The organism is Vibrio sp. 16 (assembly GCF_963681195.1).
Taxonomy (GTDB): domain Bacteria; phylum Pseudomonadota; class Gammaproteobacteria; order Enterobacterales; family Vibrionaceae; genus Vibrio; species Vibrio sinaloensis_D.
Genome location: NZ_OY808998.1, coordinates 290,503 through 307,906 on the forward strand (window position 1 = coordinate 290,503; position 17,404 = coordinate 307,906).

The window sequence follows — 17,404 nt, forward strand, 5'->3', positions numbered from 1 at the left end:
TGTCACTCCTAATCCACTGTCCCTAGAAGTTGATAGTCAACCAAAGCTCTGACATCGACAGGATCACCTTCAAGAATGTTGCGTTCTGACGCCCACCTTGCTTGCAGTTGTAAATTTGATAGCAGACTGTAGTCGTTGGTGAGCTCAAAAACGTAGTCATTCCAAGCCCAGTTCACTTGCTGAGGCAATATGCCGAGCTCTTGGCTGATAAGATCGATGCTGTCATCTGGATTCGCTTCTATCCATTCAATGGCATCAGACAGCGCTAACAAGAGCAATCGATCTTGCTCCTTCCTACCCTCTCCTCTTGCGGATTTAGATAACAGATTAAAGGACAATTGATAGACCCCTTCCGTCCCCAAATTGACCAACGGAGAAGCAGACACGAGCGTCGCTCTATAGCCATACGGCTCCCAAATTGAAATCGCATCAACCTGATACGAGAGCAAAGCCGCAACCAACTCATCTGGCTGAATGTACACCCGCTCTACCTGCAAATCCTGTAGAGCATGGGTAATTAACAAGAGATCAAAGTAGAATTCACTAGAACTGGACTTAACAATGCCCACTTTTTTGCCAGCAAGATCCGACAGTTTGCTAATGTTATTCGCCTCGAGTGCTAAAAGTTTGAGGTCATTACTTGAACGGACAAAACTCGACAAAATCGAGACATTGCTATGATGATAACGATTAAACAGTGCCACAGTTTCAGACGCGGTCGCGTAATCAACTTTGTCTTCTTGCAGCAAGTTGGCGCACTTCACTCCGCCTTTACAGGGCATGATTTCAACATCCAGCCCGTGTTTAGTAAAAAAGCCTTGCTCTTGTGCAATAAAAAACGGCGTGCTGAGAGGCGTAAGTGACACAGCAACTTTCACCGAATTCTCAGCTAACCCATGAGGCGATCGTTGCTCCTCAATAAACCACCAACTACTCGCCGCCAATACCACTAAAAAGGCAACAACTGACACAATCTTCATTCGACGCTCCCTTCGAACTTATCACCCTTAAGGATAGTAAATTAGTTGAATATATCTAATCTCTATATCGGTATAAATCCCATCCCTTTATCACACGGTGTGCTAACGTCGTATCTTTTCTTGGTTCCTTCGTAGTATTCTCTGCCACGAAAAATAAGAGTATTTGTAGGACCATTCATGACTTACCCAACTAAAATGACGTTTTTCGAGTTTTTGACGCCCCTAGTCGCGGCAGGAAAGAAGACGATCACCATCAGAGATGAATCGGAAGCCGATTATGTCCCCGGCACCACTGTCGAGGTGTACACACTCGAAACCGATACCAAAGTGTGTGATGTAAAAATCCTCTCGGTAGAGCCTTTACACTTCGACGACATCAACGAGTTTCATGCCGAGCAAGAGTACATTGAACTACCGAAACTGAAGCAGCTTATCCGCGAGATCTATCCAAACAACAACCACTTGTTCGTTATTCACTTCGAACTGGTTTGACAAACATAGGCAGATGCTAGGCACAATCACGTTTATCCCCTCAAGCAAAAATAGCAAGATAGGTGCAAATATTGGCGAGGGGATCGTTGACGATCAAAAAAAAACTAGACGACTGGTCTAATTGCTATTATCCTCTCGCCATGAACTCGAAAACACAAGACACTCGCCAACACATTTTGCACGTTGGTTATGAGCTTATCGTCAACAAAGGCTTTACCGCTGTGGGTCTCTCCCAGCTTTTGAAGTCGGCAGAAGTCCCTAAAGGCTCGTTTTACCATTACTTCAAATCCAAAGAGCAGTTTGGTGAAGCGTTGATCGAAGAGTATGTGCACACCTATATGTCACGTATTCATCCTGTGCTTAATCAAAACGACCTGAGTGGCTACGACTGCTTGCTCGACTACTTTTCACGTTGGCTCAACGTCGAAAATGGCGTGTGCAACGCAAATAAGTGCCTTATCGTAAAACTGAGCGCTGAAGTGTCTGATCTTTCGGATTCAATGCGCGTTTCGTTAGCAAAAGGCGCTGAGTTAATTATTGGAGCGTTAGCGTCAACCATTCAGCGTGGTATCGAGGATGGTTCAATTGATGAAATGAACAGCTCTATGGTGGCTAGACAGCTTTATCAGCAGTGGCTGGGGGCAAGTTTGCTCAATAAGCTCATGCAAGATCAAACCAACCTTGAGCTGTGCTTGCTTACAACTCAGCAACGTTTACGCTCTAACTCATAGAAATCTCCCGTCACACTGTATGACGGGATTTTTTGAAATAACAACTAGACGACCGGTCTAATAAGGAAAACAGCTATGTCTCAACCTACTAATCGACAAATCGTACTCGCATCTCGTCCGACAGGTGCACCAACTCCAGACAACTTCCGACTAGAAAACAATTCGATTCCTACCGTAAAAGATGGCGAAGTCTTGCTGCGCAGTGTCTACCTCTCTCTAGACCCTTACATGCGCGGCCGAATGAGCGATGCTAAGTCTTACGCCGATCCTGTTGCAATTGGCGAGACCATGGTCGGTGGCACCGTGTGTCAAGTTGTAGAATCCAATCACCCAAATTTTGACAAAGGAGAATGGGTTCTAGGATTCACTGGCTGGCAAGATTACGGCATTTCAGATGGCGAAGGTCTTATTAAAATGGGAATGAACCCCAGTCACCCTTCCTACGCGCTGGGCGTAATGGGAATGCCTGGCTTTACCGCCTATATGGGACTGCTTGATATCGGCCAACCAAAAGAAGGGGATACTCTGGTCGTTGCAGCAGCGACTGGTGCTGTTGGCTCTATGGTGGGCCAGATTGGTAAGTTGAAGGGTTGTCGAGTCATTGGTGTTGCAGGTGGCGAAGAGAAGTGCCGCTACGCGACCGAGCAACTTGGCTTTGATGCGTGTATCGACCACAAAGCGGAAAACTTCGCAGAGCAACTTGCCGCGGCCTGTGATCAAGGTATTGATGTCTACTTCGAAAATGTCGGTGGCAAAGTGTTTGATGCGGTGCTTCCGCTACTCAATACTGGTGCTCGCGTTCCACTGTGCGGTCTTATCTCTCAATACAATGCAACTTCGCTTCCTGAAGGTCCAGATCGCATGTCAATGTTGATGGCACAATTGCTGATTAAGCGCATCAAGATGCAAGGTTTCATCATCTTTGATGATTATGGTCATCGCTATGGCGAATTTGCCTCTCAAATGACTCAGTGGTTATCAGAGGGCAAAATTCACTACCGCGAGCACTTGGTTGAAGGGCTAGAAAATGCACCAGGAGCCTTTATTGGCCTGCTTGAAGGGAAAAACTTCGGCAAACTTGTCGTCAAAACAAACGAACCTGTTTAGGAGCAAGTATGATCATTTTACATCACCTTAATCAATCACGTTCTAAACGCATTATCTGGTTGTTGGAAGAACTGGGCGTAGAGTACAAAATCGTCCCGTACCGCCGAGACAGCGTGACTTTTCTTGCCCCACCGGAGCTTAAATTGATTCATCCGCTTGGTAAATCGCCAGTGATTGAAGAGCAAGGTCGAGTGATTACAGAGTCTGGCGCGATTACCGAGTACTTAATCAGCAAATACGCCCCTCAGAAATTCGCGCCAAGTCAAGACAGCGAAGAGTACGTCGAATACCTTCAATGGTTGCACTTTGCCGAAAGCTCTGCCGCGCTTCCTTTGCTACTAAAGACCTTTGTCGCTAAAGATGGAGCGCCAACAAACTTCCTCGCAGATTACGCGGAAGTCGAGTTGCACAAGGTAATGAGCTACGTAGACCAATCGCTTGATGGCAAACGATACCTAGTGGCAGACAAACTTACGGGCGCTGATTTTATGATGTCTTTCATTGTTGAAATCTTGAGTAAGTTTGGATTAGTTGATCGCTACCCCAACATCGCTCAATACGCTCAGCAACTCGAAAGCCATGGCTCATGGCACGCTGCACAAGCATTAGAAGCTCAACATGGCTAAATAATAGCAAGGTGCCGCCGGCGTTAGCGGCACCAATCAAGTGCTTAACCCCTCTCCCAATCAGGTTGTCACGCGTGAACTGCAAACGCATAGAAACCACCTATCAATAACATAGACACAACCAGATTTATCAATCCTGATTCTGCGCCTATTCTGAGTAAAGCAAAACCACAGTGTATTCGTGGTTGTTATTCAGCATTGTTCCGTGGTGAGACCGATAGTGTCAGCGACTGAGCAGTGCAACACACTAGGAGCAAATCATGGACCATAAAAATACTCAATCCGGCGGCCAATGCCCTGTCATGCATGGCGCTGCAACGTCAGCCAACTCTTCCAATGTCGCTTGGTGGCCAAACGCACTCAACCTAGATATCTTGCACCAACACGATCACAAGTCGAACCCAATGGACGCCGACTTTAGCTACCGCGAAGCGCTAAAACAGCTCGATGTTGACGCATTAAAGCTCGACCTTAAAGCACTAATGACCGACAGCCAAGATTGGTGGCCAGCGGATTGGGGTCACTATGGCGGCCTTATGATTCGCATGGCGTGGCACTCTGCGGGTTCTTATCGTATTGGCGATGGTCGCGGCGGTGCTGAAACCGGTAACCAACGTTTTGCTCCTCTTAATTCCTGGCCAGACAATGCCAACCTTGACAAAGCTCGACGCTTACTTTGGCCTATCAAGCAGAAATACGGCAACAAAATCAGTTGGGCAGACCTTATGATCCTTGCGGGCAACATGGCCTATGAATCAATGGGACTCAAAACCTACGGGTTTGCTTTCGGCCGCGAAGATATTTGGCATCCAGAGAAAGACATTTACTGGGGTTCAGAGCAAGAGTGGCTAGCAGACAGCCAAGCCAAAAACAGCCGCTACTCCGGTGATAGAGATCTAGAAAACCCATTGGCCGCGGTCATGATGGGCCTAATCTATGTGAACCCTGAAGGTGTGGATGGCAACCCAGATCCACTTAAAACGGCAGCAGACATGCGAACCACTTTCGCACGTATGGGTATGAACGATGAGGAAACCGTCGCCTTAACCGCAGGCGGTCACACGGTGGGCAAAGCGCACGGCAATGGTGATGCAAGCAAGCTGGGTGACGATCCTGAAAGCGCAGACATTCATGAGCAAGGTTTAGGCTGGAACAACCACGAGTCAAGAGGCGTGGGCCGTGACACAGTGACAAGTGGTATTGAAGGTGCTTGGACAACGCATCCAACTCAATGGGACAACGGTTTCTTCCACCTGCTGTTTAGCTATGATTGGTCACTAACTAAAAGTCCTGCTGGTGCATGGCAGTGGGAACCGGACAATATCAAAGAAGAAGATAAACCTGTAGATGTTGAGGATCCATCGATTCGTCATAATCCTATGATGACCGATGCTGATATGGCGCTCAAAATGGATCCTGAGTATCGCAAGATTTCTGAGCGTTTCTACAAGGATCCAGAGTACTTCTCAGAGACGTTTGCTCGCGCTTGGTTCAAGCTGACTCACCGTGATATGGGACCAAAAAGCCGTTACTTTGGCCCAGATGTTCCAGCTGAAGAGCTAATTTGGCAAGACCCGATTCCAGCTGGTCGAGACGATTACGACGTGAATGCAGTTAAGATGAAAATCGCAGCAAGCGGACTTAGCGTCCAAGAATTGGTCGCAACGGCTTGGGATAGCGCACGTACCTACCGCAATTCCGATAAGCGTGGTGGTGCCAACGGTGCACGTATTCGACTCGCGCCACAGAATCAATGGGCAGCCAACGAACCAGAACGTTTAGCGAAAGTGTTGGCTGTACTCGAGAAGATCGCCCAAGACGCGCAAATAAGTGTCGCTGACACCCTAGTTCTGGCGGGTAACCTTGCCATTGAGCAAGCCGCTCTTGCTGCTGGCGTTGAAGTGGAAGTGCCATTTTCACCAGGTCGAGGAGACGCCTCTGCTGAGCAAACTGACGTCGATTCTTTCGCGGTACTTGAGCCTGTTGCTGACGGCTTTAGAAACTGGCAGAAGCAGCACTTTGCCGTCGCGCCAGAAGAGCTGATGCTCGATAAAGCGCAACTTCTAGGATTAACGGCGCCTGAGATGACGGTGCTGATCGGAGGCCTTCGCGTACTAGGCGCTAACCATAGTGGCTCACAGCACGGTGTGTTTACCCATAACGTCGGCGCGCTAACTAACGATTTCTTCGTGACGTTAACCGACATGCGTTACCGCTGGCAGCCAACTGGACGTAACTCTTACGCTTTGGTTGATCGCGCGACAAATGAGGAAACCTGGACAGCAACACGCGTTGATCTAGTGTTTGGTTCAAACTCTATCTTGCGCGCCTATGCGGAAGTCTACGCTCAAGACGACAACAAAGAGAAGTTTGTTCGCGATTTTGTCTCGGCGTGGGCAAAAGTGATGAACGCCGACCGATTCGATGTGAAGTAACGACAATAGGCGCTTGTTTGAGTCAAGCAAGCGCCTTTAATTTGGCAGGCTGTCGCTTTTTGCTCTAGGGTTAATCTATAGCAACAATGAGAAAGGAGGTGCATTGCACCTCCACACTAAGGAGAGTTGGATATGAATACTTTTGATTTTTTTAAACTATTCGATACCAAAGAACTGTTTATATTCTACTAGTTTGAAGACTGTCCTTTCGCGACAGCTTTCATCAAAACAGACGTATCCATTCGACCCAAGCCCTCTTCTTGTAGGGCTGCGTACTGTTGGTCAACTTTGCGCGTCAGGGGTAAATCCAACCCAACGCGCTCTGCTTCTTTCAGGCAGAATCCTAAGTCTTTGCGCATCCAGTCGATCGCGAAGCCAAAATCAAACTTATCTTGTGACATTGTCACGGCGCGATTTTCCATCTGCCATGATCCTGCTGCACCATGTTTAAGCGTTTCGACCACTTGTTCAATATCTAAGCCTGATTTTTGTGCCAACAGCAACGCTTCACTCAACCCTTGTAAAATACCGCCAATACAGATTTGGTTGACCATTTTACAGCGTTGCCCCTGTCCGTTTTCCCCAAGTAGGCTGATTTGCTTTGCGTAAACGTCCATCACCGGTGAGACACGATCAAACACCTGCTGATCGCCGCCACACATAATGGTTAGCACACCGTTTTCAGCCCCAGCTTGTCCACCAGACACTGGAGCGTCGATAAATTGATGACCGCTATCCTGCGCCGCTTTTGCAAGTTCTACGGCCAGTTCTGCCGAGGTCGTGGTGTGATCCACCAGCACAGCACCCGGCTTAAGACCTGCAATAATGCCGTCATCACCGTAAACGACGCTGCGAACGTCATCATCATTACCGACACAAACAAAGACGATGTCGCTACCTTCAGCGGCTTGTTTTGGCGTCTCACACGCTTGGCCATCATATTCGCCTGCCCACTTTTCAGCTTTGGCAAACGTACGGTTGTATACCTTTGTTGAATACCCAGCCTTACTTAAATAACCCGCCATTGGGTATCCCATCACGCCCAACCCAATAAAAGCGACTGCTTTATCCATGACTTCCTCTCCTAGTTATTCGTTTTTTGTTATGCCAGTGTACTAAACAACGTCTATCAAATTAACTACTTATCACTAAGTCCCTGATACTCTATAGAAACCTCTTATCATTCGATCATCTTTCATAATGATTGAACGCAATAAATCGACTTTTCCAGCAAAACAAAATATGCCACACTCGACCATCAATTTGTTAGTTTGTAGTAAGTAATTCCATGAAATTTCAAGCCGCTATCTTCGATATGGATGGTCTTCTGCTCGATACAGAGCGTGTCTGTATGCGCGTATTCAAGCAAGCATGCGAGACTTTACAACTGCCGTTTCACGAAGCCGTCTACCTGTCCATTATTGGCCGCAACTCTGCCGGTATCGAGAAGATATTCCGCGATGCGTATGGCGAAGATTACGATGCTCTCCACGCTGAATGGCGAGTAAACTACGATGCCATTGTTAAACATCAGGCCATTCCAGTTAAAGATGGCGTGATCGAACTACTCGAGTGGTTAAAAGCAAACAATATTCCCGCCGCAGTCGCAACCTCAACTCACAAAGAGGTTGCCGAAGCCAAACTGCGTCTTGCAGGATTGGACAAGTACTTTAAAAGCCTCACCTGTGGCTGTGAAGTGACTCATGGCAAACCCGATCCAGAGATCTATCTTCTTGCCGCCAAGCGTTTAGGCATCGAGGCAAATCAGTGTGTGGCGTTTGAAGATTCAAACAATGGCGTTCGCAGCGCGGTGTCCGCCAATATGACTACGTTTCAAATTCCAGATTTAGTTGAACCATGTGACGAAGTTCGAGCGCTTGGGCACAAAATCGTAAATAGCCTGCACGATGCGTTAGCCGAACTGAAAAAGTAACCCCAAAGGCGCTCCGACAAACTTGAGAGCGCCTCATTATTCTTCCAAACGCTTTTCAATAACTTTCCGATCTATCAGTTTCTCTGTGTCACTCTTTTTATTTGTTGTTTTTAGCCCAATGATAGTGATTGCCGGATATCAATTTTGGATAAGGAATAACAATGACAACTCAGTATCAACCACCAAAAGTTTGGACTATGGACGACGAAAGCGGCGGCCAATGGGCCAGTATTAACCGTCCAGACTCTGGAGCCCGTCACGAACAGACATTGCCTGTGGGCGATAACCCGATTCAACTCTACTCGCTCGCAACTCCTAATGGTCAGAAAGTAACGATCATGCTTGAGGAACTGCTGGCACTTGGCGTGACTCAAGCTGAGTACGACGCTTATATAATCAAGATTGGCGATGGCGATCAGTTTGGTTCCGATTTTGTTTCGATTAACCCCAATTCAAAGATCCCTGCCATGGTGGACCGTTCAGGTGACGAGCCAATTAACGTCTTTGAATCGGGTAACATCTTGCTCTACTTGGCAGAGAAGTTTGGTCACTTTTTACCGAAAGAGGTCGCTGCAAGAACCCGAGCGCTAAACTGGCTATTTTGGTTACAAGGCTCTGCGCCTTATCTTGGTGGCGGTTTCGGTCACTTCTATGTCTACGCCCCAGAAAAGTTTGAATACCCAATCAACCGCTTCACCATGGAAGCAAAACGTCAACTGGATGTGCTAGACAAACAGCTCGCCAAAACGCGCTACCTTGCAGGTGACGAATACACCATCGCGGATATTGCAACATGGCCGTGGTATGGAAACGTTGTACTTGGACATGCCTATGATGCCGTAGAGTTCTTGCAAGCTGAGGGCTACACCAACGTTTTACGCTGGGCAAAAGAGATCGAACAGCGTGAAGCCGTCCAACGAGGTCGAGTAGTCAACCGTTCGTGGGGTGAAGCATGGGAACAAGTACCGCAACGCAACAGCGCTGCTGACATTGACAAAGTACTTGCCCTAAAACCAGAGTAAAACGAAATAGCGGTTTAGTGACTCACTAAGCCGCAAACATAGGTGCCGTCATCAACAATTGACGTTTTACCCATTATAGAGGACGAGTCATAAATCGACTGTGAGGATCTTCCTTATACCCCCCAAACGGCCCGCAATACTCAAATCCGTATTTCTCATACAGAGATCGAGCTGGTTGAAAGAATGCCTGCGAACCCGTTTCTAAACTGATGGTTTTGTATCCCTTCACGCCCGCTTGCTCTATCACATGTTCCAGTAAGCCAGAGGCAACGCCTTGATTTCGGGCGTTGCTCGATGTTCTCATCGATTTCAGTTCAACGTGTTGGTCGCTGAGTGATTTTATCGCAACACAACCGAGCAGTTTTTCACCGGACCACCCACTATAAAAGGTAATTTCAGGCGCTTTAAGCGCATCCACATCCAATGCATGAACACTTTCTGGTGGTGACGTCGCGTACATATCTTGGAGGTGCTCCTGCAAAAGTTGTAACACTTCACCACCACTCAAGTCATCAATTCGAATTTCCATATTCTCTGCCCTTTTAATTTTTCAAGTCTACTTAATACAAACCTGTGCATCATAGTCGTAAGAGCCACCCGCATCTAAGCACACATCGACGGCGATAAACTGGTTCGCTTGCGCAATGAAAACCAATACTAACACCCAAAAAAGGCTCCCTATCGCGATCAACCAGTTATCACTTAGTCCTTTATTTTTTGTAAATACAGCACGCACAACACGACCTGTGGTTTTAATAATTCCATCGATAATAAGGGTAAAAAAGAGCCAAGACAAAAAGCGAAATACGGATCCTAGTTCGAACTGCACCAGTTCTTCTCCAACAATGTTGTAATATTTCCGTGTAGAATCACTTATTCTCAAACATAAGTAAATATTGTTGTTCGGACTGGTTGTTAAACGGAACGGGAAGACTGACTACTCTGGGCAATATTTCATCACCATCGTATGCAGCGAAAAAACCAAGGCCAAGAACAATGTTATCTGCCATAACCCATCTTGATAAAACGTCATCTGGTTATTAGACCAAACCCTAAGAGCAATATTGAAAAGCTCCCCTTTAATGCCGATCACCACTACCGCAGCGAGGTAATATTTTAGGAACTCAATAATCAGTCTTTTCAGTGATGCCATGACAATAGAAGTTATTCGGTGACTAACAATTCACCAATCATAATGGAAGAATAAACGTGAAGGCAGTTGAAGGGCGGTTATCTTTACTATCTTTCCTGAAACGGAGAGCTAATGCGAGTCAGTGCAAATAATTGGAGTGTAAAATTCAGTTAATCGGTCACTTAGATGAGAACAGCAACGTCTCACCTAAGTGATAATCAACAAAGTGTCAGATTTTTATTGGGGAAGTTCAATGGACGCATTGGCGACATCAAGCCGAGAAAGCTGCGATAAAAACTGAGCAATATTGGCCTTGGCTGAACCTTCATTGGCAATTTTTAAACGCTGCATACCGTCAAAGGCATCGTCAGTTGATGCTGTAAATGCAGCGGTAATGAGCTCATTAAATAGGACTTTCCCGGAGCTCTTTTCAATCAAGCGGTATTGAATGGATGACGTAACTGTCATGTCTAGCCCAGCAAGTGGCTGATCGACTTCAACAATGTCAGCAGACAGCGCGTAGACTGAGTTTTCTGTCTCAGCCAATAGCTGCTGAGACTGTAGCGAGGATTTTAATGCGGTAGAAAAATCATCGCTACCAATTTCTGATTGCAGCAACGGATTGGTCCATTTACCGCCGGAAACCTTATCTATCGTAACAGAGTTCGTTAAATTCTCATCATATTGGTGATTTACCGCACCATCTACTTTCATGTTTTTTACCTGTGCCGGTAACGCACAACCAAAAAGAAGTGCTGCAGAAAGTGTAACGGAAATAGTTTTAAAAAAGTTCATCATTTACCTAATAGCTAACGTTCATTGTCGCCCCAATTGCACACTTGCTTAGGAGTCACAATGCCTTGATTGAAAAATTTAAAAATTACGTAATGAAGGAGGCCACGAAGCTTTCAATTGGAGTAGACAATCAAATACTCATTGCTTTTCGGTTGGGCATTCGCCGTCAACCTTCGGGATCTCAATGCCGTTCAAGCCGATTCGAGCGCCACAATCAAATACGCCACCAGAGCACTGCCCTCCCTCGTCTTTGAAGACGAGCATGTTCCCTTTACGTGAGACGCTCAGCTCACAAAAGAAATCGTATTCTTCATCACTTTCTCGATAGACTAGCACGTCCTCCTCACGCGTCATTTTGAGCGGGCCAGCCGCGTCTTCCGATGTTGAGCCTATCGAGCACACATGGAAGTTGGCACCAAAAAGTGTCCCTTCAACGAAGTAGTCTTCTGCCACTCGAGTAACGAGCATGTATGAGGTTCTCTCTTCAGTTTCACCAGTGACTGCACTGGCAATATCATCTTTGATGAGGTAGCAGCCTTCAAACTCAGACGCATATAACGTTGATGAACATAATAAAACTAAGAATAGCAATCGCTTTAACATAGCGCTCCTCGTTGAATAGATCGTCTACACATCGTCATTGGAGTAAATTGATATGGTTATCGCACCACCGATTTCAGCAAGCTTTGTTACAGACTCTTGCGTAAGACTCGATTGAAAAGCCTTCGAGCTACCTGCAGCTTCAAAACCAACATCAAACACACGTTTGCTCGCACTATCCCATAGCTTTCTTAAGTGCTGAGGTAAGCGATTAACGAGCTGGTAGTATTGATTGACTATCGCGTCCTCAGAGGTTTCGCAGGTTTCGAAACTGCCAAACCACATATCGGCAACCTTCTCCACACGAAACACCATCACTTGATCTCCCCAATGTTCCACGAGAGGTCGAATATCTCGAGAAGACTCGATATCTAGGTCAATATTCAAAAAGTGAGTTTCATGCATCGTTGTGCACCCGATTTAGCTGATGCCGGGATTATATAATCGAACAGCCACGGAGGTGGGATAGGCTTACAGGCGCTTACGTTTTAACCTGTTGTGATGATTTAGATAAGCCAGTCGAATGATCGATTTAAAAATTGTCCAACGTTTTGTTTTACTATTTCACCATGTGACATGACTAGAGTTTGGGGCTTCCACGCAAGCAGTCGCTCAAGATGGAGACGAGCGTCTTCTTTCCCAAACATAAAACTCAAACGCCAGTCTAAGGGCGTTTTTCCGTTTGGAGCCAATATGCCGACACCTCGCGCAACCAGTCTCTGCCAATAGTTAAAATCCTCTCCTGAGAAATTTTCAACCAAGTCCGTGACAATCAAGGTTCTCGAAGTGACATGGAAAAACACGCACTCTTCCATAACAGGCGATCCAGAAAACAACTCTTGTTCAATTTCCCCTGCCCAAAGCGCTTCTGTCGAAGAGTTCAGCGATCCTTCGAAGGTAAGATCTGAGCGCTTTTTTATGACCTCATCGGTTCCAAATAACAACGCTTGAGGGTAAGCACTCAACCAGTCAGAGATAAAGAGATGATGTAAATGGTTGGGCGCAATCAGATACTTTACTTCCCCAAGTTGTGCTATTTGCTCGCTTAACGCTGGTGACATTTTGATCGGACTATGAATCCAAAGCTCGCCAGTTGCCAAACGAATGACGGTCATCCTTGTTTTGAAAGGAAAACCCAAGAAGGATACGGTCGTGCCGTCATATATCCAAATGTTCTCAGCTAATTGTTTCATTCATGTGCCTGCTTTAACCCTAGTTTGTGACCTGAAATCGAGTTTTGCAGACCACTCAAACGTGGGAGTATTACTCCCACTATCAAAACTTCGCTCATTTAAACTCCAAGATGACGCATGTTCAGCTTTCAACGATGATTGTAAAACCGCCATAGATAATACGTTTTCCATCAAAAGGCATGGGGTTGTGTTCTGGACTCATTCTTGGGTCTTTGGTGATCCTCTCCCATGCTTCGTCTCGTCGACTTCGTGATGGCCAGATAACCCATGAGAAGACAACGACTTCATCGGGTTTTCGGTCAACTGCCATAGGAAAAGACGTTACTTCACCCTCAGGCACGTCATCTTCCCACGCTTCAACCACTTGCAGCGCTCCGTACTCCTTGAACATTTGTGCAGCGATCTCGGCATGCACTATGTATTTTTGCTTGTTTCCCTTCGGCACCGCCGCAATAAATCCATCGACATAAGACATGATTAATTTCTCCTAGATTATGAAATATAACCATAGCCCAACCTTACGATGCCGTGTATATCAGTTAGCGCCTAATATCACACGGGTCAGTTTTGCAAAATACTTGGCAAGTAGCTTTTATATGATTCGCCTTTCAAGATAGTGGCTAATCGACTGTTGAGCTTGAAACAATGAGCTTATGGGCACATTAAGGTTAAGTTTTTCGATTTCTAACGCCGAGGATCCATTGTTGGTTTCAAACTGCGCCCAACTGACCTCTTCAACACTTCGTATTGCTTGAAATATCAATAGAAGATTGGCGAACTCTTTTGGAGAGTAACCTTTCGGCTCAGCAATAAAATGTTGTCTTGCAGTCGTCTGTTGTTGAGCAAGCAGCAAATAGAATCGTGCAACGTCGTCGACGTGGACATATTGATTGTGGCCCACTGAGGGAATTGCAACCTGTATGGATTGGTTAGCCCATGATTGCACAATACGTTGCAGTTGACAGTTTTCACCACCATAGACCAGGCTCGGGCAGTAAACGATGTGCCATTGTTTTTGGATGGCATCGTTTATCGTTCGGACGTCCGGTTCCACTACCTTGAGTGGCTGCAACCGAAAGTGCAGTAGGTCATCGCTTGTTGCGTGGCCAAACAGCCAGACACCTGAGGTATGAATTTTTGTCGCGTTATTCGCAGCAAACGTGTCCAACGTTTGTAATAGTTTGAACTCTATCTGTGCAATGTCTTCTGGCGAAAACTCTAACCAATGTGGACGTGCGCAATTGACTATGACATCAAAACAACTGACAAGCTCAGACGCGTTTACTTCTCTACCACTTACGTAGCAAGCTATCTGACCGCTTCGATTGTAAGTGAACACATTATAGCCGCTATAAAGAAAACCCTCGCCGACGTGACGACCAATATAGCCCGTCGCCCCAGCAATGAGCACGCTCTTGGTTCTAGGTACCGCTTCCATGGTTTATTGCCTGTATAGGTGATTGTTGGTGCAAGATTACTCGCCAAATCTCTGTATAAATGGCATGCTAATTACAGTGACAACTCAACACCTTTTGAAAGTAGTGCTAGCTCACATTGATGCGCATTTTCGAACTGAATTCCCTGAATGCCAACGGACTCTGCTCCTTCAACGTTATGTGCCATATCGTCAATAAACACCGTTTCAGAAGCTTCTAAATCATAGTGAGAGAGCAGCGACTGATAAATCTCAGGCTGAGGCTTTAATAAGGCAAGATCCGCTGAAACGATAGCACCATCAAACAGTGGCCAAAAATCATACGTTTCTTTAAGGTGAGCAACAATTTCGTGGACATTATCAGTCAAAGCAAACACGCGGTAACCTGCGGATTTACAACATTGAATCAGCTCAACCGAGCCATGAATCAGTATTTGCGTGCGCTTGACATAATAGAACAATCTCTCACACTCTAACTCTGTAAAACCCAATAATGCTTGATACTGCGCCTTTGCCTCACTCTCAGTTAATAGACCTTTATTTAAGTCTAACCACGTCGGCGATTGAAATATCAGCCTCGCTTTCTCTTCCAACGAATCGATATTTCCAAAAGTGAGCCTAACTATTTCTAGCGGAGACCACCGCACCACAACGTTGCCGATATCAAACACAATATTTTTTATCTTACTCGCTGTCATTACCCTCTCCTTTCAGCCTCACTTCACAATAAACACTTAAAACGATAAACTCATCCGATATCGCTTGCCGAGAGGCAATCTTCAACGTTCATAAATTCGTCCTACAATTTTGCGATTGTAAAAAACCTCGATGTATTTGAAGTTTCCCGCCAGTGTTTAAGTTGTTTTGAGAGCAGATTACCCGAAACCAAATAAGCAACCAAACACCTACCGACTTTTTGTGATACAAGAACCACAAATATCACTATGTTTCTGCCAAGGTACCAACGAGCACGAAATGCAGACCTCTAGCAACAAAGAAGGTTTTGAACCCGAGAAACCCAAAGCTGCAAACTAATGGCAAATTCGAAAACTTCAGTGGACTTGCCCTCGCCACGCTTGAGCCAGTGAAACTCGCCACTAACCGACTCCAAAAACCAATAAGACAACCCAGGAACATTGGCATGTTTTACGGCTGGTGGGTTCAAGAATTTGAGCCTACAATCTTGAATTGCCGACTTAGAAAAACGAATGCTCAAAGAGACCTCAGAAAATGAGAACAAAGAACTTTTCTGCCCGCCGCCTAACGCCGCATTAAGGTGTGAGAAACGCAGACCACCGAACCTAAACCATACAACCTTAAACACAAAACCCAACGACGGGATGAAAAATACCATGCGTTGGGAATCTGTCTTAAACGCTTTGTTAGGCTCTCAGATCACTTACAACTGTAGTTTCAATCTTGGGTAAATACTTGGCTTCTTTGGCATAATCTACGGACATCGAACTACTTTCAATGTTAGAGACTTTCCAAACACCATCAATCAAGGTCAAAGTCCATATTGTTTCAACATCTTTGAACTTTTTGCTCCCTTCGACTATTTCGCCTGTCTCTTTAACTTTCAGGTAATCTTGAGTTTCACCGGTAATTGCAACCACGACTATAGAGCCTTCATGTTCTGCAGATTGATTCCTATGAACAAATAGTAGCGGTTTAATTTGGGACAAATGAGTTACCTTGCAAACATTAACTAACCCTTGTTTTTTCCAATTTTCAAGATGCACTTGTTGCTGATTTTGCCAATACCAATCTGTCATCCAGTCAGAAACAGTCGATAAGTCTTCACTCTCCCAACCTGAATGCACTCGATAAAAACAATCCTTGGCTCTTTCTTGTACTTTTAACCACTCAAACAATTCACTGTAGCCAGCCATAAATCTTAGATCTTTTCTAGCGCGTCTCTCAGCTAATTTCTCCTTGCAAAGGTAGTAAACTATCCAGGGTGAAAAAAAGGTCAGTATACATAGCATTATTACCTTTCCCCAGAAAGTCTCAGATAATGCGCTTGCAATTACCCCTCCAGGACCAGCAAATGCGGGGTCCGCAACTACTAAACATGTAACAGAAATTGCCGACAAATAAATCACTAATTTACTCATTAAACCTCCTTGTATACGATTTGAGCCTAACGCAACGTTAAGTGATGAACAACGCCAACCACCAAACCTAAACCATTGTTCTTTTGACACTAAATCTGACTGGAACTGAAACCGCCAAGCGCTGTGAATCCACCTTAAACGCATTGTTAGGTATATTGCTGGTAAGTACTAGTTGCTATGAATCAAACTTAATGGTCTCCCTTTAGAATCAGTGAAATTGTTGCAAACTCCTATCCTAATGGTGTCTACAATCCACCAAATACCAAACCCACCACCAGTCAAAAACATCAATATACCTGTACCAATTTTTCCATATACAAATCTGTGTATGCCTAACCAACCTAAAAGTAAACAGACAAAGAAGGCTACCACACCATCTGAACTTCGACGCGTAGTAGCTCTGGTGGGAATAAACTCTTGTTTATATTTACAAGCACCACATACATTCACGGTCTCCGGCATCTCCTGACCACAATTTCGACAAAAAACATTCATATATCACTAATTATCCTTAAAATAATTGTTCTTCCGTATACTGGTGTACCCACAAAAAGTAGACAGTACATAACTACATACTTTCGTACTCAACTGGGCTGACATGCCCCAACGCTGAGTGTCTTCTTCAGCGATTGTAAAATACCTCGATGTATTCGAAGATGCCCATTCGGGCTTCTTCGACAGTTTGGTAGTCTTCTGCGTATATCAGTTCGACTTTCAGTCGACTGTAGAACGACTCCATCACCGCATTATCCCAACAGTTGCCCTGTCGACTCATGCTCGGCACACCTCCATGCTTGCGCATGAAG

Annotated in this window: 20 protein-coding genes; 7 read left to right on the forward strand and 13 right to left on the reverse strand. The window is 45.5% G+C overall.

The window, feature by feature from the left end; all coding sequences use genetic code 11:
* Positions 1–8: 8 nt before the first annotated feature.
* Complete coding sequence (locus tag U9J37_RS15530) at positions 9–980, reverse strand: ABC transporter substrate-binding protein (RefSeq protein WP_005472347.1); 972 nt, start codon at positions 978–980, stop codon at positions 9–11.
* Between the two features lie 177 nt (positions 981–1,157).
* Between U9J37_RS15530 and yqfB the strand changes: the two genes are divergently transcribed.
* The 5 genes from yqfB (at position 1,158) to katG (ending at position 6,371) form a co-directional block, all read left to right on the forward strand.
* Positions 1,158–1,472 carry a N(4)-acetylcytidine aminohydrolase gene (gene yqfB / locus U9J37_RS15535; protein WP_005472405.1) on the forward strand — a complete coding sequence of 105 codons (315 nt, stop codon included), beginning with the start codon at positions 1,158–1,160 and terminating at the stop codon, positions 1,470–1,472.
* Positions 1,473–1,612: 140 nt separating this feature from the next.
* Complete coding sequence (locus U9J37_RS15540) at positions 1,613–2,203, forward strand: TetR/AcrR family transcriptional regulator (protein ID WP_005472420.1); 591 nt, start codon at positions 1,613–1,615, stop codon at positions 2,201–2,203.
* A gap of 75 nt (positions 2,204–2,278) precedes the next feature.
* Positions 2,279–3,310 carry an NADPH-dependent curcumin/dihydrocurcumin reductase gene (locus tag U9J37_RS15545; protein WP_005472345.1) on the forward strand — a complete coding sequence of 344 codons (1,032 nt, stop codon included), beginning with the start codon at positions 2,279–2,281 and terminating at the stop codon, positions 3,308–3,310.
* Positions 3,311–3,318: 8 nt separating this feature from the next.
* Positions 3,319–3,936 carry a glutathione S-transferase family protein gene (locus U9J37_RS15550; RefSeq protein WP_005472360.1) on the forward strand — a complete coding sequence of 206 codons (618 nt, stop codon included), beginning with the start codon at positions 3,319–3,321 and terminating at the stop codon, positions 3,934–3,936.
* Positions 3,937–4,196: 260 nt separating this feature from the next.
* Positions 4,197–6,371 (forward strand): catalase/peroxidase HPI, encoded by a 2,175-nt coding sequence (gene katG, locus U9J37_RS15555; RefSeq protein WP_005472375.1) that lies wholly within the window; start codon positions 4,197–4,199, stop codon positions 6,369–6,371.
* A 188-nt stretch (positions 6,372–6,559) separates the two neighbouring features.
* Here katG and U9J37_RS15560 read toward each other — a convergent pair whose 3' ends face one another.
* Complete coding sequence (locus tag U9J37_RS15560) at positions 6,560–7,444, reverse strand: NAD(P)-dependent oxidoreductase (protein WP_005472244.1); 885 nt, start codon at positions 7,442–7,444, stop codon at positions 6,560–6,562.
* 215 nt (positions 7,445–7,659) lie between these two features.
* Here U9J37_RS15560 and U9J37_RS15565 point away from each other — a divergent pair, with 215 nt between their 5' ends.
* Positions 7,660–8,304, forward strand: coding sequence for an HAD family hydrolase (locus U9J37_RS15565; RefSeq protein WP_005472354.1), 645 nt, complete (start codon positions 7,660–7,662; stop codon positions 8,302–8,304).
* Between the two features lie 161 nt (positions 8,305–8,465).
* Positions 8,466–9,326: a glutathione-dependent disulfide-bond oxidoreductase gene (yghU, locus tag U9J37_RS15570; protein ID WP_005472226.1), complete on the forward strand. Its 861-nt coding sequence runs from the start codon at positions 8,466–8,468 to the stop codon at positions 9,324–9,326.
* Positions 9,327–9,399: 73 nt separating this feature from the next.
* Here yghU and U9J37_RS15575 read toward each other — a convergent pair whose 3' ends face one another.
* The 11 genes from U9J37_RS15575 to U9J37_RS15620 form a co-directional block, all read right to left on the reverse strand.
* Entirely contained in the window at positions 9,400–9,855 is a 456-nt protein-coding gene (locus U9J37_RS15575) for a GNAT family N-acetyltransferase (RefSeq protein ID WP_005472204.1), read from the reverse strand.
* An 840-nt stretch (positions 9,856–10,695) separates the two neighbouring features.
* The gene (locus tag U9J37_RS15580; protein ID WP_232280823.1) at positions 10,696–11,172 is read right to left on the reverse strand and encodes a hypothetical protein; all 477 of its coding nucleotides are present in this window, start codon (positions 11,170–11,172) and stop codon (positions 10,696–10,698) included.
* Between the two features lie 219 nt (positions 11,173–11,391).
* Complete coding sequence (locus tag U9J37_RS15585; RefSeq protein WP_005472301.1) at positions 11,392–11,856, reverse strand: hypothetical protein; 465 nt, start codon at positions 11,854–11,856, stop codon at positions 11,392–11,394.
* Between the two features lie 24 nt (positions 11,857–11,880).
* Positions 11,881–12,258, reverse strand: coding sequence for a hypothetical protein (locus U9J37_RS15590; RefSeq protein ID WP_005472240.1), 378 nt, complete (start codon positions 12,256–12,258; stop codon positions 11,881–11,883).
* Positions 12,259–12,359: 101 nt separating this feature from the next.
* Positions 12,360–13,046, reverse strand: coding sequence for a DUF4336 domain-containing protein (locus tag U9J37_RS15595; RefSeq protein WP_043886940.1), 687 nt, complete (start codon positions 13,044–13,046; stop codon positions 12,360–12,362).
* Between the two features lie 121 nt (positions 13,047–13,167).
* Positions 13,168–13,521 carry a DUF1428 domain-containing protein gene (locus U9J37_RS15600; protein WP_005472199.1) on the reverse strand — a complete coding sequence of 118 codons (354 nt, stop codon included), beginning with the start codon at positions 13,519–13,521 and terminating at the stop codon, positions 13,168–13,170.
* Between the two features lie 117 nt (positions 13,522–13,638).
* Positions 13,639–14,484 (reverse strand): NAD-dependent epimerase/dehydratase family protein, encoded by an 846-nt coding sequence (locus U9J37_RS15605; RefSeq protein WP_005472338.1) that lies wholly within the window; start codon positions 14,482–14,484, stop codon positions 13,639–13,641.
* 71 nt (positions 14,485–14,555) lie between these two features.
* Positions 14,556–15,179 carry an HAD family hydrolase gene (locus U9J37_RS15610; protein ID WP_005472208.1) on the reverse strand — a complete coding sequence of 208 codons (624 nt, stop codon included), beginning with the start codon at positions 15,177–15,179 and terminating at the stop codon, positions 14,556–14,558.
* 684 nt (positions 15,180–15,863) lie between these two features.
* Positions 15,864–16,598 (reverse strand): Tim44 domain-containing protein, encoded by a 735-nt coding sequence (locus U9J37_RS15615; protein ID WP_043886943.1) that lies wholly within the window; start codon positions 16,596–16,598, stop codon positions 15,864–15,866.
* 168 nt (positions 16,599–16,766) lie between these two features.
* Entirely contained in the window at positions 16,767–17,093 is a 327-nt protein-coding gene (locus tag U9J37_RS21370; protein ID WP_072036440.1) for a TM2 domain-containing protein, read from the reverse strand.
* A gap of 127 nt (positions 17,094–17,220) precedes the next feature.
* Positions 17,221–17,400: an IS3 family transposase gene (locus U9J37_RS15620; protein WP_005472329.1), complete on the reverse strand. Its 180-nt coding sequence runs from the start codon at positions 17,398–17,400 to the stop codon at positions 17,221–17,223.
* Between the last annotated feature and the right edge of the window lie 4 nt (positions 17,401–17,404).

Bases quoted from the DNA above. Each gene is read 5' to 3' on its own strand.
- U9J37_RS15530 (WP_005472347.1), bottom strand. From the start codon at position 980: ATGAAGATTGTGTCAGTTGTTGCCTTTTTAGTGGTATTGGCGGCGAGT.
- yqfB (WP_005472405.1), top strand. From the start codon at position 1,158: ATGACTTACCCAACTAAAATGACGTTTTTCGAGTTTTTGACGCCCCTA.
- U9J37_RS15540 (WP_005472420.1), top strand. From the start codon at position 1,613: ATGAACTCGAAAACACAAGACACTCGCCAACACATTTTGCACGTTGGT.
- U9J37_RS15545 (WP_005472345.1), top strand. From the start codon at position 2,279: ATGTCTCAACCTACTAATCGACAAATCGTACTCGCATCTCGTCCGACA.
- U9J37_RS15550 (WP_005472360.1), top strand. From the start codon at position 3,319: ATGATCATTTTACATCACCTTAATCAATCACGTTCTAAACGCATTATC.
- katG (WP_005472375.1), top strand. From the start codon at position 4,197: ATGGACCATAAAAATACTCAATCCGGCGGCCAATGCCCTGTCATGCAT.
- U9J37_RS15560 (WP_005472244.1), bottom strand. From the start codon at position 7,444: ATGGATAAAGCAGTCGCTTTTATTGGGTTGGGCGTGATGGGATACCCA.
- U9J37_RS15565 (WP_005472354.1), top strand. From the start codon at position 7,660: ATGAAATTTCAAGCCGCTATCTTCGATATGGATGGTCTTCTGCTCGAT.
- yghU (WP_005472226.1), top strand. From the start codon at position 8,466: ATGACAACTCAGTATCAACCACCAAAAGTTTGGACTATGGACGACGAA.
- U9J37_RS15575 (WP_005472204.1), bottom strand. From the start codon at position 9,855: ATGGAAATTCGAATTGATGACTTGAGTGGTGGTGAAGTGTTACAACTT.
- U9J37_RS15580 (WP_232280823.1), bottom strand. From the start codon at position 11,172: ATGAAAGTAGATGGTGCGGTAAATCACCAATATGATGAGAATTTAACG.
- U9J37_RS15585 (WP_005472301.1), bottom strand. From the start codon at position 11,856: ATGTTAAAGCGATTGCTATTCTTAGTTTTATTATGTTCATCAACGTTA.
- U9J37_RS15590 (WP_005472240.1), bottom strand. From the start codon at position 12,258: ATGCATGAAACTCACTTTTTGAATATTGACCTAGATATCGAGTCTTCT.
- U9J37_RS15595 (WP_043886940.1), bottom strand. From the start codon at position 13,046: ATGAAACAATTAGCTGAGAACATTTGGATATATGACGGCACGACCGTA.
- U9J37_RS15600 (WP_005472199.1), bottom strand. From the start codon at position 13,521: ATGTCTTATGTCGATGGATTTATTGCGGCGGTGCCGAAGGGAAACAAG.
- U9J37_RS15605 (WP_005472338.1), bottom strand. From the start codon at position 14,484: ATGGAAGCGGTACCTAGAACCAAGAGCGTGCTCATTGCTGGGGCGACG.
- U9J37_RS15610 (WP_005472208.1), bottom strand. From the start codon at position 15,179: ATGACAGCGAGTAAGATAAAAAATATTGTGTTTGATATCGGCAACGTT.
- U9J37_RS15615 (WP_043886943.1), bottom strand. From the start codon at position 16,598: ATGAGTAAATTAGTGATTTATTTGTCGGCAATTTCTGTTACATGTTTA.
- U9J37_RS21370 (WP_072036440.1), bottom strand. From the start codon at position 17,093: ATGAATGTTTTTTGTCGAAATTGTGGTCAGGAGATGCCGGAGACCGTG.
- U9J37_RS15620 (WP_005472329.1), bottom strand. From the start codon at position 17,400: ATGCGCAAGCATGGAGGTGTGCCGAGCATGAGTCGACAGGGCAACTGT.